The organism is Jejuia spongiicola (assembly GCF_023502325.1).
GTDB classification, from domain to species: domain Bacteria; phylum Bacteroidota; class Bacteroidia; order Flavobacteriales; family Flavobacteriaceae; genus Wocania_A; species Wocania_A spongiicola.
This window is the reverse complement of record NZ_JAMFLZ010000007.1, coordinates 76,381-100,937: the sequence shown is the minus strand read 5'-3', so window position 1 is coordinate 100,937 and position 24,557 is coordinate 76,381. Positions and strand designations below refer to the sequence as shown.

Here is a 24,557-nt window from a genome sequence, read left to right as displayed (position 1 = left end):
AAATTATGAAAAAATATACTATAATATTCACTTTACTAATTGGCTTATCTAGCTTCATTTCATGTGATTCTAGCGAAAGCGATAACGAGGAAGAAACAAGAACAGAATGGAGATGTGGAACACATAATGGCAAACTATTATGGACAGGGCCTCAAGGTGGTTGCTATTACAAAAACAGTAATGGCAATAAAACTTATGTAGATAGGTCTGAATGCAACTGTTAATTCAAAACTAAATGAAATCTATAATTACTTTCAGTCTCAAACCTGTATCAATAATTTGTGCCTTATTACTATTTATTGCGGTTTTAAAATTACCCATAGAATATTATACATTTCTAAGAATTGCCATTTTTATTGGAGCATTACTAGTAATTATATCATTGTCTAAAAAAATTATTTGGGTAATTGTCTTTGGTATAATAACCATATTATTTAATCCAATAATACCCATTTATTTATACTTCAAATCCATTTGGATTCCTATAGATATTGTTACAGGAATACTGTTTCTTTTATTATTCTTTTTTAATAAACCAAAAGAAGAACCCAAGAAAATAGAACCTAAAAAACAAAGAGAATTTAAAAGGGATAAAATTTATTAAACCATTTAAACTAACCAATCAACTATGGACGAAATAATAATTTCAGCCGAATTAAAGAGTCACTTTTTAAGGCTTTATCAAATTGCATTATCCGATGATAATTTTAGTCATTTAGAAATGCAATTATTATACAAATTTGCCGAAGAAAGAGCTATTTCTAAAATAGAACTAGACGCTATTTTAACAGCACATTCAGGTGATGTAATTATTCCCGAAACTTTAGAAAATAAAATTGAATATCTATATGATTTTGCTTTAATGATTTGGGCTGATGAAATTGTAAGTAAGGATGAAGAGATAGCCTTAAAAAAATACATCAAAAACTTTGGCTTTTTAGATGAAAACGTTGATGATCTATCTGAATACTTACTAGATAGTGCAAAGCAAGACAAATCCAAAACAGAGATATTAAAAGAACTTAAAGACTAAATGTTATGGGACTATTAAAAAAATTGACCGAATTGACCTCTCAAAAAGGTAAAATGGATGTTGTAAAGTCAGAAACAAAGCAACAGGAAAAATTGACCTATAACGAAAAGGGTAAAAAGAACTCTGAAGATTGTTCTGGAAATCCACATAATTTGCAATCTTCTTTAGCTGCTCTTTATCAATCTTTCGAGAACAAGTGCAAACAAGATATTTATGCACAGCAACAACTTAAGCAACCTTATTTAGCAGAACAGAAAGGGAAAAAGACATCACTTTTAAATAAGGTTGAAGAGTTATTAAGATTTGAAAAGAAAGTAGAAGAAATTAATACAGAAATCGATAATTTAAATCAAGACTGTAGAAAAGTAAAAACAAACCCAGAAGACTATTTGTTAGATGTAGATAAGAAGGCAAGCGCAAAGTTTTGGATAGGGATTAGTTTTTTATTGCCACTCGCTGCTTATATTTTTGTTTTTTATATATCAACATCATTCTCTGCATTTTTTAGAGAATTTGATCCTGGAATAAGTTTATTTCAAGGCATGTTTGACCCACAAGCACTTTCAAAAGCTTATACTGCTGGCTGGTTAGAATTAGTTTTTATTCTTTTCATCCCGTTTATCTTTTTTGCTTTAGGCTATTTAATTCATATGTTCCAAGAAAAACGAGGTCTCATTAACAAATTAAAAATAGCTGCATTATTTATAATCACATTCTTATTCGATGCAATCTTAGCTTATTTAATAGATCAGAAATTATATAACCTTAATAAGACTTTTGATAGTGAGGTTTTTAATATTTCTACAGCATTCCAAAGTGTAAGTTTTTGGCTTATCATATTCGCTGGTTTTGTCTCTTATATTGTTTGGGGATTAGTTTTCGATTTTGTTATGAAAGAGCATGCAGATAGAGATAAAATTAAAGCCTTTATTAGAAGTAAAAAAGAAGAAATCTTAGGAAAGGAAAAGAAACTTATAAAATTGAAAGAAGAAATTTCAGGTGTGGAAGATGAAATTTCTAAAATAAAAATAAGAACAACTGAACTCCAAAATATAATTGATGGCTTTATCCTTCCCGTTATGAATTATAAGGCGTTATCTACAGAATACCTTCAAGGTTGGCAACATTATATTTCTTCAGGATTAAGGATGGGAAAAGATGAAAAGGACGCGTTACTCTTAGAATCCAGAGGAGTATATGACAAGCATATTAAGAACTTAGAAATAGATACAGACACTTATCAAAACAAAGTATATACTAAAACATTATAATTATGAAACAAATAAAGTTCTTAGTCATCGTTTTAATAAGCTCGTCGTTATTTTGTTGTAAAGATGACAGTAAAAAAGATGCTGAAATAGGAGAGCATATTATTAAAACTGAAACATCCAGTAATTGTCCCGATTATATTTTAAAACAAAAGGGAAACAACCTTAATATAAGCGTGCTTTTAGATTTATCTGATAGAATTGAAGAAACCAAAATAAAACAGAAGGACTCTGCTTATTTATCAAGTTTGGCAAAATCGTTTGTTGAGCACGTAAAACACAAAAAACTAGTTTTACTTGAAGATAGAATGCAACTGTTTTTTAATCCAGAACCCTCCGATGAAAAGATTAATGATATTGCTAAAAAGCTAAAAGTTGTTTTCACGAAGAATACTGCAAAAGCTCAAATAGAAGAAACGGTTTCACTTTACAAAACTAATCCTTCAAAATTATATGATTTAGCAAAATTAGATGCACAAAATGCAGGCGGTTACCCAGGGTCAGATATTTGGCGTTTTTTTAAAGACCATGTTAAAGATTATTGTATTGATGATTGCCATAGGAATATACTTGTTATTCTAACAGATGGTTACATGTTTTATAACAAAACAGTTATGAAAGAAAAAAATAGAACCTCATATTTAACGCCCAAAAGTCTAGATCAATTAAAATTAAATACAAGTGATTGGAAAGATGAAATTGAAAAAAGAAATTTAGGATTTATACCAGCAAATTCGGCATTAGATGATTTGGAAGTTTTGGTAATAGGAATTACAAGTCATAATGATGACAATGCTTATGCACAAGATGTTATTAAGTCTTATTGGGAAAAATGGTTTGATGAAATGGGAATAAAAAACTATAAAATTAAAAATTCAGGGATTCCTTCAAATATAGAAAAAGTGATTTCAGATTTCATATTAAAAACTTAAACTAAAATGGGTTTTAGATTTAACAAAAGAATAAAGTTAGGAAAAGGATTAGGACTTAATGTAAGCAAATCTGGAGTAAGACCTAGTTACAGAAATAAATCAGGTTCTGTAAGCTCAAAAGGGTTTTCTGTTAAAACAGGAATCCCAGGAGTTACTTATAGAAAGGCTTTTAGTAAATCTAAGAGTAGTGGTTGTTTATTAATATTTATTTTGTTTCTATTGCTTGGTTCAGCATTAACTATTGTTTCATGTAAAAATGAGGTCTCAAAACCAGTAAATCAATGGTATCAAGGAGGAACATTACATAAATCAAAAATTATTGAATGGAAGAAAGCATCTGATAAAAATAAGTTAGCTACTTGTGGAGACTTTTGCGCAAATATCTACAAAGATAATTCTATTGATGAAATTAAAATAATAGCAAGAAATTTAATGATTTGTATTGATGAAGCTGTAAAAGATATTCAAACTGCTGATAAATCAGAGGTTTCAGAAATTGCTTCAATGTGTTTAATATTAATAGAAAACTAAAACAATGGAAATCCAAAACCAACTAAAAGCTTTAGCTGATAAGATTAACAAGTTAAAAAATAAAATAGAAACAGAAGAATCTACAAAGCATGCTTTTGTTTTACCATTTATAAACATTTTGGGCTATGATTCCTTTAACCCTACTGAAGTCGTACCAGAATTCACAGCAGATTTAGGCATGAAGAAAGGAGAAAAAGTTGATTATGCTATTTTTCAAAATAACACGCCTATATTAATTATAGAATGCAAAAATTGGAAAGAAAGTTTAGACAATCATAATTCACAACTGTTTAGATATTTTCATACCACAAAAACACGTTTTGCTTTACTTACTAACGGCATACAATATCGTTTTTATACAGATTTAGAACAGACTAATAAAATGGATGAAAAACCATTTTTAGAGTTCGATATCACCAAAATTAAAGATAACGAAGTTCATGAAATATTAAAGTTTCATAAATCAAATTTTGATGTCAATAAAATAGTAAATAATGCAAGTGCGCTAAAATATACTAAAGAAATTAAGAAATGCATTGCTGAAGAATTAGTTAATCCTCGCTATGATTTTACAAAGCTTTTTGCCAACAAAGTTTATTCGGGCAGATTAACTGAAAAAGTAATGGATGAATTTACTGTTTTAGTTCATAAAGCTTTTAATCAAACCATAAGTGAAAAAGTAAATGACCGTTTAAACTCAGCATTAAATAAAGAAGCGGAAAAGCAAGAGTTAGACTCTATAGAAGTAGTAGAGGAAGAAAGCAAAGTTGTTACTACAGAAGAGGAATTAGAAGGATTTAGAATAGTTATAGCAATTCTAAGACGTAAACTTGATATAAGTAGAATTGTTCATCGGGATACACAATCCTATTTCGGAATTCTATTAGACGATAACAACCGAAAACCATTATGCCGATTGCATTTAAACGCAAGCACAAAATATTTAGGAATAATTGGTGAGGATAAAAATGAAACAAGAGAAATCATTCAGTCTGTTGATGATATTTATCAATTTGAGGAACAGCTTCTAAAAACTCTTGGCTTATATATAGATTAAAAATTAATTAATATAAAAAAATATGAGTAATTCAGACAATGGAGGAGCATTAATTGGATTAATGTGGATAGTAACAATAGGGATTTCAATTGGGTCAGGGATAATGGCTTGGAACTGGATTGAACCTAATAGTTTTTTTGGAGCTATAGGGTTTTTAATTGTATGAGGACTTTTAAGTAAAATAGGCCATTTTATAGCAATGGGTATTGTTGCACTATTTGGAGGAATGAATTAAAAACATATATTCAAAACCTTAATTATTATCTGTCTTTATATTTTTTTAGAGAAAAGCAAGAACCAAAATACGTAACTTTGAATAAAACAAGAATGAATATTAATGAAACCAAAATTCGGATTCCTATAGAATAATAAATGCTCAAACCTTTTCTGTTTTATTTCTACTTCATCATATTATCAACACCATTCCTTTGTAATATTTCTATTCAAGAAAAAACCATCTTAGGTAAAGTTGTTGCAATAACAGATGGAGACACTTTTAAACTTTTAACAAAAGATTCCACACTAATAAAAGTGAGAGTGGCTAATATAGATTGTCCTGAGAGAAAACAACCCTTTTCAGCAAAGGCAAAACAATTTACATCAGATGTGATTTTTAGTAAAAACGTAAAACTAGAACATTTAAAGAAAGATCGTTACGGTCGTTTTATATGCAATGTGATCTACAATGATTCTTTAAACTTAAGTCATGAACTTATAAAACAAGGTTTAGCTTGGCATTATGTTAAATATTCTAAAGATAAACATTTGCAAGATTTAGAAAACGAGGCTAAATCAAATAAAATAGGCTTATGGCAAGATAAAAATGTAGTTCCTCCTTGGGAATGGAGAGAAAATAAAAAAAAAAAAGTTAAGGAGTGAAGTTATTAAAAATAGTTTTTTTATTTATTTCGATTGCATTTGTTTCTAATATTTATGCGCAAACTGTTTATACTACAAAAACAGGCGGAAAATATCATAAAGATTCATGTAGATATCTTAAGTATTCAAAAAAGGAAACAACTATAGATAAGGCTAAGGCCTTAGGTTTTGAAGCTTGTTCAGTTTGCAAACCTACAAAAGCAAATACTCCTAAGAGTAATTTAACCTCTTCTCGAACTTCTCAATCTAAAAATAATGTTAATAATGTTAGTAAGAAATCTGTTGCTACCCAATGTACTGGAAAAACTAAGTCAGGCTCAAGATGTAAGCGTAAAACTAAAAGTGCAAATGGCAAATGCCATCAACATTAGTGGTTCTATACATTATTAATTACAAACCTACCAAATCTCCTGCTGCATTTTTAGTTGGTAAATCTGATTTTCCCATTAAGTAAATGTCTACTTGTCGCGCAGCTTCTCTGCCTTCAGAAATAGCCCAAACAATTAACGATTGTCCACGGCGCATATCGCCAGCGGTAAATATGTTTGGAACATTGGTTTGATACTTTCCGTATTCTGCTTTATAATTAGAACGTACATCTTTTATAATACCTAACTTATCAGCTAATGTGCTTTCTGGTCCAGTAAAACCTAAAGCTAAAAGTGCCAAATCACAAGGCCATGTTTTTTCAGTACCTTTAATTTCTATCAATTTAGGACGTTCTCCAGGAATCATTTCCCATTCTACATTTACAGTTTTTAGAGCAGTGAGTTTTCCGTTTTTATCGGTTACAAATTCTTTGGTGTTTATTAGCCAATTACGTTCTACACCCTCTTTGTGAGAGGATGATGTTTTTAATTGCAGTGGCCAGTAGGGCCAAGGCGTAGTAGGTGAACGGTGTCCAGGCGGCTTTGGCATAATTTCAAAATTTACTACCGATTTGGCGCCTTGGCGGTTTGATGTACCCACACAATCTGAACCTGTATCACCACCACCGATAACAATCACATTTTTATCGGTTGCTAATACTTGATTTTCTACTTTTTTTCCAAATAAAACTTTGGTTTGCTGTGTTAAAAAATCCATAGCTTGCACCACATCGTCTGCATCAATACCCGGAGTTGGTAAGCTACGTCTTTCTGTTGCGCCACCGCATAGCACTACTGCATCAAAAGCTTTTAGCTCATCTGCGTCATAATTTACACCAACATTCACATTGGTTTTAAAAGTGATGCCTTCGGCTTCTAAAATAGCAACACGACGATCTATAATTCCTTTTTCCATTTTAAAATTAGGAATCCCGTAACGTAGTAATCCTCCAATTTCGTCATCACGCTCAAAAACAGTTACTGTGTGTCCAGCTCTATTTAATTGTTGAGCAGCAGCTAAACCAGCAGGTCCAGAACCGACAATAGCAATGGTTTTTCCTGTTCTAATTTTTGGAGGTTGAGGTTTAATCCAACCTTCTTTAAAAGCGCGTTCAACAATATTTTTTTCTATATTTTCAATAGAAATAGGGTCTTCAATAATACCTAAAACACAAGCCTGTTCGCATGGTGCAGGACATAAACGTCCTGTAAATTCAGGGAAGTTATTTGTTGAATGTAATATCCATGACGCTTTTTGCCATTCTTGTTGATGTACCATGTGATTAAAATCGGGAATTAAATTCCCTAACGGACAACCGCTATGACAAAACGGAATACCACAATCCATACACCGAGAGCCTTGTTTTGTTAATTCAGTTTCACTAAGTGGTACTGTAAATTCTTTATAATGTTTTACACGGTCCTTTACAGGTGTGTATATTTCATCTTGTCTTTCGAATTCCTTAAAACCTGTTACTTTTCCCATCGTATTATACTGTTAATTCTTCAACCATTTGTTCCTCAGTCTCCAAGCGCTTCAATGCACGTTTGTATTCTGTAGGCATCACCCTAACAAAATGGTTTAAAGTAGATTCCCAATTTGTTAATATTTCTTTACCTCTATTACTACCTGTATAGCTTACATGTTTTTCAATCAAACCTTTTAAATCATTAGCATCTTCTGCTAAAATATCTTCAAATTCAATTGTTTCTGTATTACATAGTCCGTTAGTAAATTTATTTTCAGGGTCGTAAACATATGCAATTCCACCACTCATTCCAGCGGCAAAGTTTCGTCCTGTTTTACCTAAAACAATTACTTTTCCACCAGTCATATACTCACAGCAATGATCTCCAACACCTTCAACTACAGCTGTTGCCCCAGAGTTACGTACAGCAAAACGTTCGCCTGCTATTCCGTTAATATAGGCTTCGCCTTCTACGGCTCCAAACAAACAAACATTACCAATAATGATGTTATTTTCTGCAATAAAATCAGCTTTTGCAGGTTTTTTTACAATTAATTTGGCTCCAGATAAACCTTTTCCTAAATAATCATTTGTATTACCTTCTAATTTGAAAGTTAATCCGTGTGCCCCAAAAGCTCCAAAGCTTTGTCCTGCTGAGCCAGTAAAGCTGATGTTTAAAGTGTCTTCTGGTAAACCAAGATGCCCATACTTTTTTGAAATCTCGTTACTAACTATTGCTCCAACCGTTCTATTTGTATTATTAATTGGATAAGCTAAAGTCATTTTTTCTTTTCTATATAGCGCTCTGTGTGAATCTTTCAAAATTTGAAAATCCATAACACTATCTAAAGCATGATCTTGCTTTTCTGAGTTTTTAACTTCCATTTCTTTATAAACAGCAGGTCTGTGTAAGATTGAAGATAAATCTAAGCCTTTTGCTTTATAATGCTTTATAGCTTTATTAGCATTTATTTTATGGGTTTGCCCAATCATTTCCTCCATGGTTCTAAACCCTAGCTGCGCCATAATACCACGTAGCTCTTCGGCTATATAATAGAAGAAATTAATAACATGTTCTGGAGTGCCTTTAAAGTTTTTTCGTAACTCTTTATCTTGAGTAGCAATTCCAACAGGACAAGTATTTAAGTGACATTTACGCATCATAATACAACCCGAAGCAACCAAAGGAGCAGTAGCAAAACCAAATTCTTCTGCGCCAAGTAAAGTAGCTATAGCAACATCTCGACCAGTTTTTAATTGCCCATCACATTCCACAACTATTCTACTTCTTAATTTATTTAAAACTAAAGTTTGTTGTGCTTCAGCTAAGCCTAACTCCCAAGGGAGCCCTGCATGTTTTAATGAGGTTAGAGGAGAGGCTCCTGTACCGCCATCATATCCAGCAATTAAAACAACATCTGCTTTTGCTTTTGCAACTCCAGCTGCTATAGTGCCAACTCCAACTTCTGATACTAATTTTACGTTTATTCTGGCTTCGCGATTTGCATTTTTTAAATCGTAAATTAATTGTGCTAAATCTTCAATAGAATATATGTCGTGGTGTGGAGGCGGAGAAATCAACCCAACAAAAGGGGTTGAATTACGAGCGGCTGCAATCCATGGTAATACTTTTTCGCCTGGTAATTGACCACCTTCTCCTGGTTTTGCCCCTTGAGCCATTTTTATTTGAATCTCTTTGGCATTAGTTAGATAATGAGATGTTACCCCAAAACGACCAGAAGCAACTTGTTTTATTGCTGAATTTCTACTGTCTCCATTTACATCTGGTTGAAAACGTTTTCTGTCTTCACCACCTTCACCAGAATTAGATTTGCCTCCAATACGATTCATAGCAATGGCTAAGTTTTCGTGTGCTTCACGAGAAATTGACCCGTATGACATCGCACCTGTTTTAAATCGTTTTACAATTTCTGTCCAAGGCTCTACTTCATCTAAAGGAATAGGATCAAAATTATCAAATTCAAATAAACCGCGAATAGTCATTAAGTTTTCTGACTGCTCATTAATAGCTTTAGCATAAACATTATAGCTGGCTTGATCGCTTAACCTAACAGCTTGCTGCAGCTTTGCAACAGTTGTTGGATTAAACATATGTCTTTCACCATTACGTCTCCAACGGTAATCGCCTCCAATATTTAAACCTAAACGTTTATCTATTAAATTATCAGGATATGCATATTTATAGCGTTCATTAATTTCCTTTTCAATTTCATATAAACCAATGCCTTCAATTCTTGAAGCGGTATAAGGAAAGTATTTTTCAACGAATTGAGAATTAAAACCTACGATTTCAAAAATTTGAGAACCTCGATACGAATGCAGTGTAGAGATTCCTATTTTGTTCATTATTTTAAGGATGCCTTTTCCTATAGCTTTATTAAAATTATCAACTGCTTTTTGTTCGTCCATATCAGTAATGAAGCCATCCTTTACTTGCATTCGGATAATTTCGTTTACCATATATGGATTAATAGCACTTGCACCATAACCAAATAAGGTTGCAAAATGATGCGGTTCACGAGGTTCTGCAGATTCAATAATAATATCAAAATAAGAGCGCTTACGTAAACGATTCATTTGATGATTTACATACGAACATGCTAATAAGGCTGGAATTGGAGCCAACTCTTTATTAACACCTCTATCTGATAAAATAATAATATTAGTTTTTCTATCTAGGGCCTTTTCAATTTGAACAATAATATCATCTAAAGCATCTTCAAGCCCATTAAGCCCTTTTGCTTTAGGGTATAACATTTCTATAGTTTCCGCTTTAAAACTTTCAACTGAAATACATCGTATTTTTTCTAAATCGGCATTAGAAATTACAGGGTTTTGAATTCTAAGTTTTCTACATTGTCTTTCGGTAATACTAAAAATATTACGGTCTTTACCAAGGTTTAAGCTTATATCTGTTACAATTTCTTCGCGAATACCATCTAAAGGCGGATTGGTAACTTGAGCGAATAATTGTTTAAAGTAGTTTGAAATGAGTTGAGGTTTGTCTGACAAAACTGCTAAAGGCGTATCTATACCCATCGAACCTAAAGCTTCTTTACCATTAATGGCCATAGGTGTAATAACTTCTTGAATATCTTCAAACGTATAGTTAAATAAGCGTTGCCTTGTTTTAATATCTATGGTTTCTATAGGGCATGTTTCGTTATTATATGGTATATCTTTTAAATGTAACCTTGTTTTGTTTAGCCATTTTTTATATGGTCTTTCCAGAACAATTTTACTTTTAATTTCTTCATCATTTATAATGCGTCCTTCATTCATGTCTACCAAGAACATTTTTCCTGGTTCTAAACGGCCATGAGTTTCAACATCTTCTGCAGCGATATCTACAACACCTATTTCTGATGACATAATAAGTTTACCACTTTTTGTGACTGTATATCTTGATGGCCTTAACCCATTACGATCTAATAAAGCGCCTATGTAGTTTCCGTCTGTAAAAGGCACTGATGCTGGCCCGTCCCAAGGCTCCATAATACAAGCATTATATTCGTAAAATGCTTTGCGTTCTGGTGACATGGTTTTATGTTTTTCCCAGGCTTCTGGAATCATCATCATCATAACTTCTGGCAAAGATCTGCCTGTATGTGTTAATAATTCAACCACCATATCCATTGAAGCTGAATCTGATTTTCCAGGTAAAATAATTGGAAATAACTTATCTATTTGAGGCCCAAAAACCTCACTTTTCATAATCTCTTCACGAACACGCATTCTACTAACATTGCCTCGAAGCGTGTTTATTTCACCATTTTGACACATAAACCTAAATGGTTGTGCTAACTCCCACGTTGGCATCGTGTTAGTGGAAAAACGTTGGTGTACTAATGCAAGTCGTGTTACTAAATCTGTTTCTTGTAAATCTTTATAATAAGGACCAATGTCTTCAGGCATAATAATGCCTTTATAAATTAGTGTTGTTGTTGATAAGCTCGAAACATAAAAATATGAGCTTTCAGACATTTTGGAATTGGCTATTGTGTGTTCTGTTATTTTACGAGCAGCATATAATTTTGCTTTAAATACATCTTCAGAAATGTCATTCGTTTTTCCTATAAATAGTTGTTCTATATTAGGTTCAGATGCTAATGCAATTTCTCCTAAATGAGAAGCATCTACAGGAACTTCTCTCCAGCCTAAAACGGAAAGCCCTTGCGCTATTATTTCTTTTTCAAAAGTGCTTTTGCAAAATTTGTATTGGTTACTGTTTTTTGGTAAAAACACCATACCAACAGCATACTTTCCTTGAACAGGAATTTTAAAATCGCAAACCCTTTTAAAATATGTATGAGGAATATCTATTAATAAGCCAGCACCATCACCAGTTTTTCCATCGGCACTTACACCACCTCGATGTTCTAGTTTTACTAAAATTTCTAAAGCGTCGTGTATAATTTGGTTGGTTTTTTCTCCTTTAAGGTTACAAATAAAACCAGCACCACAATTTTCATGTTCAAATTCGGGTAAATAAAGACCTTGTTTCTTCAGCATAATCAACAATTTTAAGTTAAAAAACATGAGTTGAAAAGCTAAGATATGCACTAGGGTTTGAATAACAACAAGGGGTAAATTATTATTTCGATTTTGAAAATTTAGTTAACGTAAAACTAATTATATATCAATTAAACAAAAATATTTTGATAAATACTCAATCAATAATTTCTATCAATAAATATATAAGGATGAATTAATGTCAACAAAACACCATTATGACAAAAATAAAATCATCTAAAAACCAAAAATGCTAATAAAAATTCAAAAAACAGATTGTCAAAATATTAAAAAATCAATAAAAAATACAAATACCCATAAAAAAATAGGGTAAAAATATAAATATGAATAAAAATTAATCAATGACCCCTATTTTTTATGGGGTATAAATATTTTTTAAATAGTTTTGATCCACTCAAAAAAAATATAAAGGATTAATAATTAAAAAAACTAACATTATGAAAAAGATTACTACACTTTTAATGCTTTTTGTAGCAACTACATTATTTGCTCAAGAAGAAGAAACCAAAAAGAAGTTTGATTTTAGCGGTAGCGTAGATGCGTTTTACAGTGCGAATTTAAACGCTCCAAATGATGATAATTATTTATCACCAGGAACATCGTTTGCAGATTCTCCAGGATTTTCTTTAGGTATGGCAAACCTTATTGCTTCTTACGAAGGAAAGAAAGTTGGATTTGTTGCAGATTTGGTTTTTGGTCCAAGGGGGGAGGCCGCAAGTGCTACAGTGCTAAATCAAATTTATGCTTATTTAAACTTAAGTGAATCTGTAAAACTAACTATGGGTAAGTTTAATACCTTTTTGGGTTATGAAGTTATTGCCCCAGCTGTAAACTTTAACTACAGTACATCTTACTTATTTTCTAACGGACCTTTTTCGCATACAGGTGTTAAACTAGACTTTACATTTAGTGAGGATATTAGTTTAATGCTGGGTTTAATGAATCAAACGGATGTTACCGAGTTTAACCCAGATGGAAGTTACGCTATTGGTGCTCAATTGGGAGTTAATGGTCAATTCCTTAATTTATTATATGATAAAGCAGGATTAGGCTTTGAGATAGATTATACAGGAGGAGTAGACCTTTCTGATTCATTTTTCTTAGGGCTTAATGGAGCTTATGCAAGCAATGACGGTAATGGATTTTATGGTGTTGCATTGTATCCCCAATTCACAACTTCAGATGATTTCTCAATTGGTTTAAGAGGCGAATATTTTAATTGGTTAAATGAAGGCGTATCAGTAGATGAACCAAGTGTATTAGCTATAACACTTACTGGAAGTTATACGGTTGAAGATTTAATTATTAAGCCAGAATTAAGATTAGACAGTCATTCTGATGATGTGTATTGGAATACAGATTTAGAACCTACAAGTAGCTTAGCATCATTTACGCTAGCTGCTATATATACATTTTAATATAAAACGATTAATACATACAAAAATGAAAAAAGTAGAAGCGATTATTAGAAAATCCAAGTATAGTGCGGTTAGAGATGCCTTGCATGAAGTTGGAGTGAATTTTTTCTCTTACTGGGATGTAACGGGGTTAGGAAATGAAAAAGAAGGACATGTTTACAGAGGTGTGTCTTATAGCACTAGCGATATTCAGCGTAGATATTTATCCATTGTAGTTAACGATGATTTTGAAGAAATAACTATTGAAGCTATTCTTAAATCTGCCGCTACTGGTGATGTAGGCGATGGAAAAATATTTGTTTCCGAAATCAAGGAATGTTACAGAATACGAACAGGAGATAAAGGTGGAGACACTTTAAGATAATAATCATCAAACAATAAATATATTATGGAATTACTTACAACAAATAATGTATGGATGATGATCTGTACAGCACTAGTTTTCTTTATGCACTTAGGTTTTGCATTTTTAGAAATAGGATTAACAAGACAAAAAAACACAATTAATATACTTTTTAAAAACATTTTTATAATTACTGTCGGGCTACTTTTATATTGCTTAGTTGGTTTTAATTTAATGTATCCAGGCTTTGAAGAAGGGTCTTCAGGAATCTTAGGCTTTGCCGGATTTGGGTTAGATTCGCCTTTAACTGCAGAGGGAGTTTTAGACTTAACTTATAATGAAGGTTATACCTATTGGACCGACTTTTTATTTCAAGGAATGTTTGCAGCAACAGCTGCAACTATAGTTTCTGGAGCCGTAGCTGAACGTATGAAGATTGTACCATTTATGATTTTTACCATTGTATACGTTGGGTTTATATATCCAATTGCGGGCTCATGGAAGTGGGGTGGTGGTTTTTTACAAACACTTGATACACCTTTTTATGATTTTGCTGGTTCAACTTTAGTACACTCTGTTGGAGGATGGGCAGCCCTAGTAGCCGTTTGGTTATTAGGATCTAGAATTGGAAAATTCAAAAATGGTAAACCACAAGCCATACCAGGGCACAATATTCCTTTAGCAACAGCTGGTGTAATAATACTTTGGTTAGGTTGGTTTGGGTTTAATGGAGGATCTGTCCTTTCAGCTGACCCAGGATTAACATCTCTAACATTAGTAACAACTTGTTTAGCTGCTGCTGCGGGTGGTGTAGTTGCTATGTTAGTGTCTACAATTTGCTATAAAAACTTAGATTTAACTATGTTTTTAAATGGTATTCTTGGTGGATTAGTTGGTATTACTGCTGGTGCAGACCAAATGAGTCCGACCAATGCTATTTTAATAGGAGCAGTTGCAGGAGCTATTATTGTATTTGCAGTGAGCTGTATAGATAGACTAAAATTAGATGATCCTGTTGGGGCAATTGCAGTACATTTAGTGTGCGGTATTTGGGGAACTTTAGCTGTTGGTATTTTTGGAGCATTAGCAGGTTGGAGTCAATTTGTTAGCCAATTAATAGGAGTCGTTTCGTATGCTGCTATTTGTATTGTTTCTTCTTTTATAATTTTTATAATATTGAAAAAGACTATAGGAATAAGAGTTTCTGAAAGAGAGGAATTAGAAGGTTTAGATGCTCATGAACATGGTATGGATGCCTATCCAGACTTTAGATTGAACGAGCACTAAATTAGTATTAGTTTAGTTCGTGTTAAAAGGATGTTTTACTTTTTGTAAAGCATCCTTTTTTATTAAAATATGTTGGCTTATGTATAGCTTATAGCTACTTAATGAAAGTGTAATTTCATGCCTTCATGTGAAAGTTTGAATCCTAAATCTTCATAAAACTTAATGGCTTGTGGTCTTTTTTTATCTGAAGTTAATTGTAGTAAATGTGCTTTTCGCTCTTTAGCTCTGTTAATTGCCCATTTGAACATTATTTTCCCTAGACCAATTCCCCTTTTGTCTTTTCTAATTCTAACAGCTTCAATTTGTGCTCTAATACCACCACGGTAAGTTAAATACTGAATAAAAGTTAATTGTAAGGTTCCAATGATTTCTGAGCTTTCATTTTCGACAACTATAAGCTCTTGATTTTTATCAGCATTTATTTTGTCAAAAGCATCTAAATATTCACATGGAAGAGGTGTTTTAAAGTTTTCTCTCGTTTTACCAAGGTCGTCATCAGCAATCATTTCTACAATTTTTGACACATCTTCTTTGGTTGCTTTTCTAAACTTCATTGACTAATTGATGCTTATTTTGTAATAAAAAAATAAAATTAATTTAAGCCGAATTTCTGCTTGCATTAATATTACCAAATAAAGAGCGTGTCACTATCTTTTCAAAAATTCTAAGCTTTTCTTCATCTTTAATATCTTCTTTGCTCAACTCTTGAATCTTTTTGAGTGCATATTGTTGAATAGTTAATAGAGGCAAAACAATAGATTCTCTAACTTCAATTGAAGCTTTTCCTGAAGGCTCATTTTCCATTAATGCTTCATAACCAGTAAGTTTTAAAAGCAGTCTTTTAGTGGAAACATATTCTTCATATATAATATTCCAAAAATCGCCAAACTCTTCATCTTTAGACATGTATTTTGTTAAATCGAAAAATGATTTTGTTAACGACATCATACTATTCTCTAAAAGTGTTTTAAAGAATTTTGAGTTTTTGTATAGTTGTTCTACTTTATCAAATTCTCCAGCATCTTCATATTTTTTAAGAGCAGTTCCAACGCCAAAAAATCCAGGTACATTTTGTTTTAATTGACTCCAAGAGCCTACAAATGGAATGGCTCTTAAATCAGAAAATACTAAGCCATCAGAATTATTAGAACGTTTTGAAGGCCTGCTTCCAATGTTAGTTTTTGCATAGTACTTTAAAGTACTCATGCGCTCTAAATATGGTATAAACATTGGGTGGCTTTTGAAATCTTTATAGGTTTGATAACTTGTTTCGGCCAAATCATTCATAACATGTTTATCGTCTTTTGACATGGCATGTTGGTCTTTACCTATGCGGTTGGAAACTCCAGAACTAATTAATTGTTCTAAATTATACTGTGAAGAATCTAATGTTCCAAAATTTGAACTTATTGTTTGCCCTTGAATAGTAAGCTGCACTTCTTTGTCTTCAATAGTTGGGCCTAATGATGAGTAAAATTGATGTGTTTTTCCACCACCTCTTGCTGGTGGTCCACCACGCCCGTCAAAAAATATGGCCGTAATATCATACTTTCTAGACATTTCGGTAAGTAATTCTTTGGCTTTAAATATACCCCAGTTTGCCATTAAATAACCACCATCTTTTGTGCCATCAGAAAAACCAAGCATAATGGTTTGCTTATTACCTCTGCTTTCTAGGTGTGCTTTATAAGCAGGGTTGGTATAAAGCTGTTCCATAACAGACGGAGCATTTTCTAAATCGGTAATGGTTTCAAACAGCGGTGCGACATCAACCGTTAATTTGTCATTAAAGGCAACAATTTTAAGCATCGCAAAGAGTTGCATTACGTTTAAAGCGGTTTGATTATTACTTATAATATATCTATTGGCTCCTTGTTCACCATTTGTGGCTTGTATGTCTTTTATGGCTTCAATGGTTTTTAAAGTGTTATATACCATTTCATCTTTAAAGGCATCAATATCTATAGATTCTCCTTTTACCTCGGATAATATTTTAATTTGTTCTTTTTCAGATAATTCATTATAATTTTTTGGAAACGAAGCGCTATCATTTTCAATTAAATAATCTATTACTGTTGTAAATACTGAATGATGAATTCTACTATCTTGTCTAATATCTAAGGTTGCAAAATAATACCCAAACAGGTGAATTCTGTTTATTAAGTTATTAATTTCGCTAACATATAACGACTGGTGTTCTTTAACAATAAGATTCCTAATACTTAGCAATTCTTTAATAAGTTCTTTTAAAGAAATAGCTTTTTTAGTATTTAAATCGATACTGTAATGATATAAAATAGTCTCTAATTTAATAACTCTTTGCTCAACACCTCTAAAGGTAAGTTTACGCCTTAAATCTTTAAGGTCTTGATAGTATTTTTTTAGGATTGCTTTCTTTAATTTATTAGCAACTTTTATGGTTGTTTTTGGCTTAACAAACGGGTTTCCATCTCGATCACCACCTGGCCAAAAACCAATATTTATAATTTCGTTGTGTTTTTTGCCATCATCGTAAATGTTTTGCTGGATGTAATTATAAATTTCTCCAAACGATGTGTAAAATACATTTTCTAAATACCAAATAAGGCTTTTTGCTTCGTTATACGGTGTTGGTTTTTCGCGTTTAAAAAATGGGGTTTTCCCTAATTGAGCAAATAAGTTACTAATTTCTGATAGGTTGTTATCTTTTATAGCTTCTGTTAAATCTGTAATAATCCCTAAAACCGACCCTGGATAAAATTGAGTAGGATGTGCAGTTAAAACAATACGTACTTTAAACTCTTCAAGATAGGCTTGTAAATCCTCCAATTTATTTTCTGCAATAGCTGTTTCTTTAAGATTTCTTAAAGTACCAATCCCTTCCATATTATTCACTATTGGGAATGCTGCATCTTCAATAGCATCAAATAAAACCACTTGCCTTTCAATATATTGAATAAAACGAAATAGTAAATTTATTTGACTTTGGTTGTTTCTTCTAGCTTGATATTTTTTAAAAAACGTTTCAACAATAACTGTAGGGTCATCACCTTTTTCAAACCCTTTTTTACATGTTTCGTGAAATAAAGGAAGAAGTACTCCAGTTTTTGTAATGGTATCGAAAGGTAATGTCATAAATATACTGTTGTAAATTTGATATTTAGACAGGACGTTTTGCTTAAAGCGGACTAATTTTGGTTCTACAGACATGATATCAATCTAATGAAAATTAACCATAAAAGTACTAAAGGATAATTTAAAGATAGGTGGGCAATTAAAATTTTTGCTGATTTTTAAGTTTACCGAATTCTTATTATGAATAATTTAAAAAAAAGGCTTCTATGTAGACATCTTAATAATAGCGTTAAGATAGTTTAGTAAGATTTCTTATAAAACAAAGCCGTATAATAGTATCTACCATTCTCGGATTTTAAAACCCCAAAGCCAATATGACTATAATTTCCTTGAAGTGTTTTTTTGTGAGCATCATTTTTTATCCAAGCATTTACAACAGATTCAGGAGTAGAATATGCATATGCTATATTTTCACTTACGTGAGATGCTCCAATATTTATTAACCCTCTTTTGCGGGCAAAAAAGTAGTGATGATTAATAGTTTGAGTCTCTATCATATATTTACTATGCTCTACAGCATAAGCGGTAGCATAAAGAGAGTCTTTAACAAGTATTGTTTTACCTTGACTCTTTCTGTATTGATTTATATGATAAAATATAGCGTTAGATATTACCCAATTATTTTGATCAGCTAGAGATAAGTCAATAGGGGTTTCTATATCATTTTCATTGGCTATGCAGGCCATTAAAGTTGTTAAAAGGCAAGCGCCTGCAATCATTTTTAAAATTAGGGTTTTTGTTCTCATAATCAGTTATTTAATGTCAAAAGTCATGACATTGAATGAGAAGAAAAACCGAAAAGTAATAAGTGGGTTACACAGTGTTTATATGGGATATATAATGAATTTTCGGAATTAAAGATTTTTTTGAAACAACTATTTTCGAGTCAGGATTTAAAAGCGTTCTGTACGATTAATAGCTTATTTGATTTTATAAAGAATTAATTTCAAATAAAAAGAGCCAAAATGTTTTAACACTCTGACTCTTTTTAAATACTCTGATTTTTATATGCCTATTTACCCAACATTAAGAGTTCGCTACAAACCACTTCAGTTATATAGCGTTTGTTCCCCTCTTTATCATCATAACTACGTGAAGTTAGCTTACCTTCAATAGCAACCTCTTTCCCTTTGGTTACATACTTTTCAATAATTTGAGCCGTTTTGCCCCAGGCTACAACATTGTGCCATTGGGTATCAGTAATTTTTTCACCTTTATTATTCGTATAACTTTCATTAGTAGCTATATTAAATTTAGCTAATGTTTTTCCTGATTCTAGATTGATGATTTCTGGATCATTTCCTAAGTTACCAATCAACTGTACTTTGTTTCTAAGTGTGTTCATAATTTTTGTTTTTCGTGTTAAACAGTTAATACTATCGAGTTCTTATGTTTCGACATTGCAAATATGCGAGAGCTTCCAAAAAATATTCGGTTATTACTTGTTTAAAATCGTTTGTAAATGTTTGTAGTCGTTTGTAAACGAATAATATTCCCTTAAATTTATATACATAAATATTTACTATGAGCTTATTTCCGAAAAAAGCAAGAAGCAAAAAGACTATTACGACAACTTCTCGAATAGATACAAGAACAACTTTATAGGTGGCTTGGTCTGGGCTTTGTTGTTTGCTGTGGTGTATGGGGTTTATAAGCTATACCTGTATTTATTTTCTTAAACCTCAAACATTTATTTTGTATATTTAAGTCTCCCTTTAGTTTAGTTAATAGCGACTTAGATAAATATTAACTAAATATATACTCATGAAAAAAATTAAAGTATTAAGTATTTTAATAAGCATAGTTATAATATTAATTGCCTTTTATATGTTCCGTGTTTATAAAACTGAGTCTTCAGAAATAAATATATATGGTATAGAAGCGCCTTTTAAAGAAGAGGTGATAAATAATACTTCTTTGATTGAGCAATCATTAAATAAAATTGAGAAATTAAGCAGTGTAGGATCTGGAGAGTCTTCAGAAATAGAAAGATCCCGTCAATTGGATGAAATGAAGCATGAAATAACAACACTTAGCTCAATCCTTGCAGAGAGAATTAAGTTGGAAGATGCTTTAAAAGAAAAAAAAGTAAAGCCAAAAGAAAGTGGGTATGACTATAAACTCATCTTTTCAGCGATTTTTTTAATTGCTGCTTTGTTTGTTATTCTTTCTAAAAAATATGACGAAGATACAAGGAAGTGGGCTTTTAGTGTACTTACTCTAATTGCAGGTGTGTGGATTGGAACAATCTAATTTCATTTTTCTTAATTTTACTTTTATTAATTAATATCTAGGTGTCTTGTTGTAAATTGTATATAGATGCCCTTAAATTTATATACATAAATATTTACTATGAGCTTTTTTCGGAAATAAGCTTGTAGAATGGTTATTTATCTAACTTTTATAATTTTAAACTACTAATAGGGTATATGTTAGACCATTTTTATTCTTTTTTATCACTTGTTTTAAAAGTATTACTTGCAGTAGCATTGTTTGCTTTTTGTTGCTTTTTATCTATTAGGATTCTAGTTATTTTAGATATAGAATACTTGACTAAAGATGACATTATATTTAAAAGCGCAATGATATTGACAACAGTATTATTTATTGCTATACTTTATTTAGCAACTTATTTTTTCAAAAAACTAAGACAGCGGAAATAAATTTATCACTAAATTTATAATTAATTAAAGGTGTCTTATGGTAAATTGTATATAGATGCCTATTGCACTCCTTATGGAATATAACATTAACAAGGCTTTAGAAATTTTAGAACGAACGCCAAAAACACTTAGTGCGTTTCTTTTAAATGTATCTGATGAATGGATCCTATGCAACGAAGGAGATAATACTTGGAGTGTTTTTGATGTTGTTGGCCATTTAATTCATGGCGAAAAAACCGATTGGATGCAACGTTTAGAAATTATTTTAAACGATTCTAATAACAAAGCTTTTGAGTCTTTTGATCGTTTTGCTCAATTTGAAAATTCAAAAGGAAAAACACTTTCTCAACTGTTAGAAGAATTTTCAGAATTGCGAACAAAAAACCTAAAGTATTTTAAAGCACTAAACCTTAGCAAAACTGAATTGGACCAAAAAGGGATACATCTGGAATTAGGCGAAGTAACTTTAAAACAATTACTGGCCACATGGGTAACTCACGATTTAGGGCATATTGCACAAATTGCCAGAATTATGGCTAAACAATATAAAGAAGAGGTTGGCCCATGGAAAGCATATATTCCTATTTTAAACAAATAGCATAATGACATTTTATATAGAAACAGAAAGGCTCATTTTAAGAGGGTTAAGAACAACTGATTTAGACGGAATGTTTGAGTTAGATTCAAACCCTGAAGTTCATAGATATTTAGGAAACAAACCCGTTAAAACTAAAGCAGAATCTCAAAAAATGCTGAATAGTATTATTAACCAATATAAAGAACGCGGTATTGGCAGATTTGCAGCTATCGAAAAAGCTACAGGAAATTTTATTGGCTGGTCTGGAATACGCCTAAATACTGAATATAATATGAATGGTTATACAAAGTATTACGATATTGGTTACAGGTTAATTCCTAAATATTGGGGAAAAGGGTATGCCACCGAATCTGGAAAAGCTGCAGTGAATTACGCTTTTAATGTTTTAAAATTAACTAAATTATACGGTATAACAGAAATGGAGAATCAAGCTTCTCACAATGCGCTTTTAAAAATAGGGCTACATTATGTTGAAGATTTTTATTTTGAAGAAGAGCAGCTAGATTTAAGATGGTACGAATTAAAAAAAGAAAACTATGGATAAGCAATGTTTAGAGTGTGGAGATAAAATCGTTGGCAGAATTGATAAAAAATTCTGTAGTGATGCTTGCAGAAATGCTTATAACAATAATATTAATAAAGACCACAAAAACTTAATACGTAATACAAACAATAGACTCAGAAAAAACTACAGAATTTTAGAAGCTCTAAACCCTAAAGATAAAACCAAAACCTCTAGAGCAAAGCTGATTGAAAAAGGTTTCGATTTTAATTATTTTACAAGTATTTATACTACAAAAGCAGGCACTATTTATTATTTTGTTTACAACCAAGGCTATTTGCCTTTAGAGGGTGATTACTATGCATTAGTAAAACGAAACGAGTAGATTTTGTAACAATTTAAAGAGTTAAACTACTAATTTGATATACATCTTTATGGCTACAGACCCATCAAATTATATGATTCCTTTTTTAATAATTATAGCAATTGTAATTATTGGCTTTTTAGTTTATTATTTTAATAGAAAACAAATAATTATTAGAAAGCTAAAAAAGTTTAAGCCAAAACGAATTACTCAATTTAGAACAAATGAATTAACCAAAATATCTGGTAAAGTATTAGAAGTTGAAGCACCCTTTATTGCACCTTTTAGCAAGCGAAAGTGTGTAGCCTATTCTATTAAAATTAAACAGAAAGTACAATCTGGAAAAAGCTCACATTGGAAAACACTTGTGAAAAAAGAAAATATTCAAGATTTTTTTATTGAAAAAAACGGAGAACTAGTCATGGTAAAGCCATCATATGAAACCAGCAATTTTTATAGTTATATGGTTGAAGACAGTAGTGTTTCATCAGGAACATTTAATGATCCAACTCCTGAATTTCAAAAAGTATTAGACAGTTTTGGTATTGAAAGTGAAACCTGGTTAGGTTTTAATAAAACATTAAGATACTCTGAAAGAATAATAGAATTAGGCGAAATTATAACCGTTGGTGGTATTGCTAAATGGAAATCTTTAAACGAGCCAATAAATGGTTATAGCTATTCTAAAATAGCAGCTTTAGAAAGCAATAATGAGCAAAAAATTATAATAACAGATTTGCCTAAGGCTAGATTAATTGAAAACAGAAGAAGGTAATTATTTCCAGTTTTGACCTTTTAATTTCATAGCAGCTTTAAGCACATCTTTTTGGCTTATTTGACCAACTAATTTACCATTTTCTACAATTGGAAAACGACGTCTTTTTGCATTTAAAAATTTATTGGCAGCATCAAAAATATTCATATTACCATCAATAGTTTCAACATTTACAGCCATATGTTTTTCAATAGTTTTATCCTGCATGGGCATATTGTAATAACGGCTTTCACTAATTTGTTTAATACAATCGCCTTCAGAAATAACCCCTATTAATTCATTTTTATCATTTACTACAGGACCACCAGATATTCGATGCTTAATAATAGCTTCCATAACACTTTCAATAGTCTGGTTAGGAGTAAAAGTAATCAAATTCGTGGTCATGTAATCACTAACCTTTAAGGGTGTTGTGTCTGTAACATTGGTTTGCTGTCTTCTAGCACCTTGAAAGCTTTTTATTCCCATAATAATTAAAAATTTAGTAAACTTAAATATACTTATTTTTTTTGAGCTTTCCTAAAAGTTTGATTTTCTTATAAATACACTTAAGTTTGCCAAAATTTAAATATTAAAATAATTAGCATTCTTTTAAGACATTAAATGTTAATTTTTTATAGTTTTAGCAAAATTTAAAAAAATAAAGATGAAACGATTTTTAATGGTGACTTTATTAGCTGTATGTTTTCAGCTAAATGCGCAAAGTAATCCAGATTTAGTAAAGCATTATGAAGCTTATTATAAGCAAATGAGAGCTCAAGGTGATATGCAAGGAATAGTTAGTGCCATGACACATTTAAATGTGTTGTCTCCATCAGTAGCTAGAAAGGATACTTTAGCATATATTTATATGAGTGAAGGCAAGTATATTCAGGCTTTAAACACTATTGGTATTGAAAAAAATGTTGGAGATTCAGACATTGCGGTTGAAGTAAAAGCAGTATCATTAAAATCGGTTAAAAGACCTGCACTGGCTATTGGTCATTTTGAAGAGTTATTTAAAAGGAATCCAAATGCGCTTGTTGCCTATGAGTTGGCAGAGTTAAATTTACAAACTCAAAAAACTGCAGAGGCATCAAAACATATTACATATGGTCTTGCAAATGCAAAAGATGACATGACAAAAGCTTTTTATGAAACACAACAACCTTATCAAGTGTCTCTAAAAGCGGCTTTTATGTATTTGAATGCTTTAATTATTTATAACCAAGACACAAAAGCAAATATTGATAAAGCTGTAGATATTTTGGATGAAACCTTAAAAGCAGCTCCTAATTTTAATTTGGTTCAGTTAACAAAAACAGAGTTATTAAGACAAAAACAAGCACAAACACAAGCTGCTGCTCAGCCCAAAAATTAATTAAAAAGTAATATAAAAAAAGAGCAGATTTCTAAATTTAGA

General features: G+C 31.4%; 27 protein-coding genes. 19 read left to right on the top strand and 8 right to left on the bottom strand.

Annotation, left to right across the window (positions count from 1 at the left end; genetic code table 11):
* Positions 1-5 precede the first annotated feature (5 nt).
* From M3P09_RS14780 to M3P09_RS14735, 10 genes are all read left to right on the top strand, one after another.
* Positions 6-224, top strand: a complete 219-nt coding sequence (locus M3P09_RS14780; RefSeq protein ID WP_249973739.1) for a hypothetical protein — start codon at positions 6-8, stop codon at positions 222-224.
* An 11-nt stretch (positions 225-235) separates the two neighbouring features.
* Positions 236-604 (top strand): DUF6804 family protein, encoded by a 369-nt coding sequence (locus M3P09_RS14775; protein ID WP_249973738.1) that lies wholly within the window; start codon positions 236-238, stop codon positions 602-604.
* Positions 605-628: 24 nt separating this feature from the next.
* Positions 629-1,033 carry a hypothetical protein gene (locus tag M3P09_RS14770; RefSeq protein ID WP_249973737.1) on the top strand — a complete coding sequence of 135 codons (405 nt, stop codon included), beginning with the start codon at positions 629-631 and terminating at the stop codon, positions 1,031-1,033.
* A 5-nt stretch (positions 1,034-1,038) separates the two neighbouring features.
* On the top strand, positions 1,039-2,304 hold the full coding sequence (locus M3P09_RS14765) for an ABC transporter permease (protein WP_249973736.1): 1,266 nt from the start codon (positions 1,039-1,041) through the stop codon (positions 2,302-2,304).
* 2 nt (positions 2,305-2,306) lie between these two features.
* The gene (locus tag M3P09_RS14760; RefSeq protein ID WP_249973735.1) at positions 2,307-3,233 is read left to right on the top strand and encodes a hypothetical protein; all 927 of its coding nucleotides are present in this window, start codon (positions 2,307-2,309) and stop codon (positions 3,231-3,233) included.
* 6 nt (positions 3,234-3,239) lie between these two features.
* Positions 3,240-3,764 carry a DUF4236 domain-containing protein gene (locus tag M3P09_RS14755; RefSeq protein ID WP_249973734.1) on the top strand — a complete coding sequence of 175 codons (525 nt, stop codon included), beginning with the start codon at positions 3,240-3,242 and terminating at the stop codon, positions 3,762-3,764.
* 4 nt (positions 3,765-3,768) lie between these two features.
* Entirely contained in the window at positions 3,769-4,821 is a 1,053-nt protein-coding gene (locus M3P09_RS14750; RefSeq protein ID WP_249973733.1) for a type I restriction endonuclease, read from the top strand.
* 22 nt (positions 4,822-4,843) lie between these two features.
* Positions 4,844-4,987 (top strand): hypothetical protein, encoded by a 144-nt coding sequence (locus M3P09_RS14745; protein ID WP_249973732.1) that lies wholly within the window; start codon positions 4,844-4,846, stop codon positions 4,985-4,987.
* A 206-nt stretch (positions 4,988-5,193) separates the two neighbouring features.
* Entirely contained in the window at positions 5,194-5,700 is a 507-nt protein-coding gene (locus tag M3P09_RS14740; RefSeq protein WP_249973731.1) for a thermonuclease family protein, read from the top strand.
* Entirely contained in the window at positions 5,697-6,071 is a 375-nt protein-coding gene (locus tag M3P09_RS14735; protein ID WP_249973730.1) for a hypothetical protein, read from the top strand. Before M3P09_RS14740 ends, M3P09_RS14735 begins: the two co-directional genes overlap by 4 nt.
* A 19-nt stretch (positions 6,072-6,090) precedes the next feature.
* On the opposite strand, the gene M3P09_RS14730 is transcribed toward M3P09_RS14735, so the two are convergent.
* Both M3P09_RS14730 and gltB read right to left on the bottom strand, forming a co-directional pair.
* Positions 6,091-7,554 carry a glutamate synthase subunit beta gene (locus M3P09_RS14730; protein WP_249973729.1) on the bottom strand — a complete coding sequence of 488 codons (1,464 nt, stop codon included), beginning with the start codon at positions 7,552-7,554 and terminating at the stop codon, positions 6,091-6,093.
* 4 nt (positions 7,555-7,558) lie between these two features.
* Positions 7,559-12,070 (bottom strand): glutamate synthase large subunit, encoded by a 4,512-nt coding sequence (gene gltB, locus M3P09_RS14725; RefSeq protein ID WP_488592978.1) that lies wholly within the window; start codon positions 12,068-12,070, stop codon positions 7,559-7,561.
* A gap of 458 nt (positions 12,071-12,528) precedes the next feature.
* On the opposite strand from gltB, the gene M3P09_RS14720 reads away from it, so the two are divergent.
* From M3P09_RS14720 to M3P09_RS14710, 3 genes are read left to right on the top strand one after another with little or no spacing between them, the layout of a single operon-like run.
* Positions 12,529-13,509 (top strand): outer membrane beta-barrel protein, encoded by a 981-nt coding sequence (locus M3P09_RS14720; RefSeq protein ID WP_099565324.1) that lies wholly within the window; start codon positions 12,529-12,531, stop codon positions 13,507-13,509.
* A 25-nt stretch (positions 13,510-13,534) separates the two neighbouring features.
* Positions 13,535-13,873: a P-II family nitrogen regulator gene (locus M3P09_RS14715; RefSeq protein WP_099565325.1), complete on the top strand. Its 339-nt coding sequence runs from the start codon at positions 13,535-13,537 to the stop codon at positions 13,871-13,873.
* Between the two features lie 24 nt (positions 13,874-13,897).
* Positions 13,898-15,139 (top strand): ammonium transporter, encoded by a 1,242-nt coding sequence (locus M3P09_RS14710; RefSeq protein ID WP_249973728.1) that lies wholly within the window; start codon positions 13,898-13,900, stop codon positions 15,137-15,139.
* A 98-nt stretch (positions 15,140-15,237) separates the two neighbouring features.
* Here the strand turns inward: M3P09_RS14710 and M3P09_RS14705 are convergent, their stop codons facing one another.
* The 4 genes from M3P09_RS14705 to M3P09_RS14690 all read right to left on the bottom strand — a co-directional run bounded on the left by M3P09_RS14705 (position 15,238) and on the right by M3P09_RS14690 (position 19,598).
* Positions 15,238-15,693 carry a GNAT family N-acetyltransferase gene (locus M3P09_RS14705; RefSeq protein WP_249973727.1) on the bottom strand — a complete coding sequence of 152 codons (456 nt, stop codon included), beginning with the start codon at positions 15,691-15,693 and terminating at the stop codon, positions 15,238-15,240.
* Positions 15,694-15,736: 43 nt separating this feature from the next.
* Entirely contained in the window at positions 15,737-18,328 is a 2,592-nt protein-coding gene (locus tag M3P09_RS14700) for a phosphoenolpyruvate carboxylase (RefSeq protein ID WP_249973726.1), read from the bottom strand.
* Positions 18,329-18,492: 164 nt separating this feature from the next.
* Positions 18,493-18,999 carry a CAP domain-containing protein gene (locus tag M3P09_RS14695; protein ID WP_249973725.1) on the bottom strand — a complete coding sequence of 169 codons (507 nt, stop codon included), beginning with the start codon at positions 18,997-18,999 and terminating at the stop codon, positions 18,493-18,495.
* Between the two features lie 266 nt (positions 19,000-19,265).
* The gene (locus M3P09_RS14690) at positions 19,266-19,598 is read right to left on the bottom strand and encodes a single-stranded DNA-binding protein (RefSeq protein ID WP_099565330.1); all 333 of its coding nucleotides are present in this window, start codon (positions 19,596-19,598) and stop codon (positions 19,266-19,268) included.
* 419 nt (positions 19,599-20,017) lie between these two features.
* On the opposite strand from M3P09_RS14690, the gene M3P09_RS14685 reads away from it, so the two are divergent.
* Positions 20,018-20,506, top strand: a complete 489-nt coding sequence (locus M3P09_RS14685) for a hypothetical protein (RefSeq protein WP_249973724.1) — start codon at positions 20,018-20,020, stop codon at positions 20,504-20,506.
* A gap of 190 nt (positions 20,507-20,696) precedes the next feature.
* Here the strand turns inward: M3P09_RS14685 and M3P09_RS17385 are convergent, their stop codons facing one another.
* Positions 20,697-20,819, bottom strand: a complete 123-nt coding sequence (locus M3P09_RS17385; protein WP_284041213.1) for a hypothetical protein — start codon at positions 20,817-20,819, stop codon at positions 20,697-20,699.
* A 170-nt stretch (positions 20,820-20,989) separates the two neighbouring features.
* Between M3P09_RS17385 and M3P09_RS14680 the strand changes: the two genes are divergently transcribed.
* Genes M3P09_RS14680 through M3P09_RS14665 form a run of 4 tightly spaced genes read left to right on the top strand, consistent with a single transcriptional unit; the run spans position 20,990 to position 23,155 of the window.
* A complete protein-coding gene (locus tag M3P09_RS14680; protein WP_249973723.1) occupies positions 20,990-21,514 on the top strand; it encodes a DinB family protein in 525 nt (174 codons plus the stop codon).
* Positions 21,515-21,518: 4 nt separating this feature from the next.
* A complete protein-coding gene (locus tag M3P09_RS14675; protein WP_249973722.1) occupies positions 21,519-22,058 on the top strand; it encodes a GNAT family N-acetyltransferase in 540 nt (179 codons plus the stop codon).
* Complete coding sequence (locus tag M3P09_RS14670; protein WP_249973721.1) at positions 22,051-22,401, top strand: hypothetical protein; 351 nt, start codon at positions 22,051-22,053, stop codon at positions 22,399-22,401. The genes M3P09_RS14675 and M3P09_RS14670 overlap by 8 nt, the downstream gene beginning before the upstream one ends.
* A gap of 34 nt (positions 22,402-22,435) precedes the next feature.
* Positions 22,436-23,155: a hypothetical protein gene (locus M3P09_RS14665; RefSeq protein ID WP_249973720.1), complete on the top strand. Its 720-nt coding sequence runs from the start codon at positions 22,436-22,438 to the stop codon at positions 23,153-23,155.
* Here M3P09_RS14665 and M3P09_RS14660 read toward each other — a convergent pair whose 3' ends face one another.
* Positions 23,156-23,623 (bottom strand): CBS domain-containing protein, encoded by a 468-nt coding sequence (locus M3P09_RS14660; RefSeq protein WP_099565335.1) that lies wholly within the window; start codon positions 23,621-23,623, stop codon positions 23,156-23,158.
* A gap of 178 nt (positions 23,624-23,801) precedes the next feature.
* Between M3P09_RS14660 and M3P09_RS14655 the strand changes: the two genes are divergently transcribed.
* Positions 23,802-24,515 carry a hypothetical protein gene (locus M3P09_RS14655; RefSeq protein WP_099565336.1) on the top strand — a complete coding sequence of 238 codons (714 nt, stop codon included), beginning with the start codon at positions 23,802-23,804 and terminating at the stop codon, positions 24,513-24,515.
* Positions 24,516-24,557 lie beyond the last annotated feature (42 nt).

Coding starts and splice junctions, on each gene's coding strand:
- M3P09_RS14655 (WP_099565336.1), top strand. CDS start 23,802: ATGAAACGATTTTTAATGGTGACTTTATTAGCTGTATGTTTTCAGCTA.
- M3P09_RS14780 (WP_249973739.1), top strand. CDS start 6: ATGAAAAAATATACTATAATATTCACTTTACTAATTGGCTTATCTAGC.
- M3P09_RS14705 (WP_249973727.1), bottom strand. CDS start 15,693: ATGAAGTTTAGAAAAGCAACCAAAGAAGATGTGTCAAAAATTGTAGAA.
- M3P09_RS14770 (WP_249973737.1), top strand. CDS start 629: ATGGACGAAATAATAATTTCAGCCGAATTAAAGAGTCACTTTTTAAGG.
- M3P09_RS14695 (WP_249973725.1), bottom strand. CDS start 18,999: ATGAGAACAAAAACCCTAATTTTAAAAATGATTGCAGGCGCTTGCCTT.
- M3P09_RS14700 (WP_249973726.1), bottom strand. CDS start 18,328: ATGTCTGTAGAACCAAAATTAGTCCGCTTTAAGCAAAACGTCCTGTCT.
- M3P09_RS14690 (WP_099565330.1), bottom strand. CDS start 19,598: ATGAACACACTTAGAAACAAAGTACAGTTGATTGGTAACTTAGGAAAT.
- M3P09_RS14755 (WP_249973734.1), top strand. CDS start 3,240: ATGGGTTTTAGATTTAACAAAAGAATAAAGTTAGGAAAAGGATTAGGA.
- M3P09_RS14765 (WP_249973736.1), top strand. CDS start 1,039: ATGGGACTATTAAAAAAATTGACCGAATTGACCTCTCAAAAAGGTAAA.
- M3P09_RS17385 (WP_284041213.1), bottom strand. CDS start 20,819: ATGTCATCTTTAGTCAAGTATTCTATATCTAAAATAACTAGAATCCTA.
- gltB (WP_488592978.1), bottom strand. CDS start 12,070: ATGCTGAAGAAACAAGGTCTTTATTTACCCGAATTTGAACATGAAAAT.
- M3P09_RS14675 (WP_249973722.1), top strand. CDS start 21,519: ATGACATTTTATATAGAAACAGAAAGGCTCATTTTAAGAGGGTTAAGA.
- M3P09_RS14715 (WP_099565325.1), top strand. CDS start 13,535: ATGAAAAAAGTAGAAGCGATTATTAGAAAATCCAAGTATAGTGCGGTT.
- M3P09_RS14720 (WP_099565324.1), top strand. CDS start 12,529: ATGAAAAAGATTACTACACTTTTAATGCTTTTTGTAGCAACTACATTA.
- M3P09_RS14730 (WP_249973729.1), bottom strand. CDS start 7,554: ATGGGAAAAGTAACAGGTTTTAAGGAATTCGAAAGACAAGATGAAATA.
- M3P09_RS14745 (WP_249973732.1), top strand. CDS start 4,844: ATGAGTAATTCAGACAATGGAGGAGCATTAATTGGATTAATGTGGATA.
- M3P09_RS14760 (WP_249973735.1), top strand. CDS start 2,307: ATGAAACAAATAAAGTTCTTAGTCATCGTTTTAATAAGCTCGTCGTTA.
- M3P09_RS14680 (WP_249973723.1), top strand. CDS start 20,990: ATGGAATATAACATTAACAAGGCTTTAGAAATTTTAGAACGAACGCCA.
- M3P09_RS14710 (WP_249973728.1), top strand. CDS start 13,898: ATGGAATTACTTACAACAAATAATGTATGGATGATGATCTGTACAGCA.
- M3P09_RS14670 (WP_249973721.1), top strand. CDS start 22,051: ATGGATAAGCAATGTTTAGAGTGTGGAGATAAAATCGTTGGCAGAATT.
- M3P09_RS14740 (WP_249973731.1), top strand. CDS start 5,194: ATGCTCAAACCTTTTCTGTTTTATTTCTACTTCATCATATTATCAACA.
- M3P09_RS14685 (WP_249973724.1), top strand. CDS start 20,018: ATGAAAAAAATTAAAGTATTAAGTATTTTAATAAGCATAGTTATAATA.
- M3P09_RS14660 (WP_099565335.1), bottom strand. CDS start 23,623: ATGGGAATAAAAAGCTTTCAAGGTGCTAGAAGACAGCAAACCAATGTT.
- M3P09_RS14775 (WP_249973738.1), top strand. CDS start 236: ATGAAATCTATAATTACTTTCAGTCTCAAACCTGTATCAATAATTTGT.
- M3P09_RS14750 (WP_249973733.1), top strand. CDS start 3,769: ATGGAAATCCAAAACCAACTAAAAGCTTTAGCTGATAAGATTAACAAG.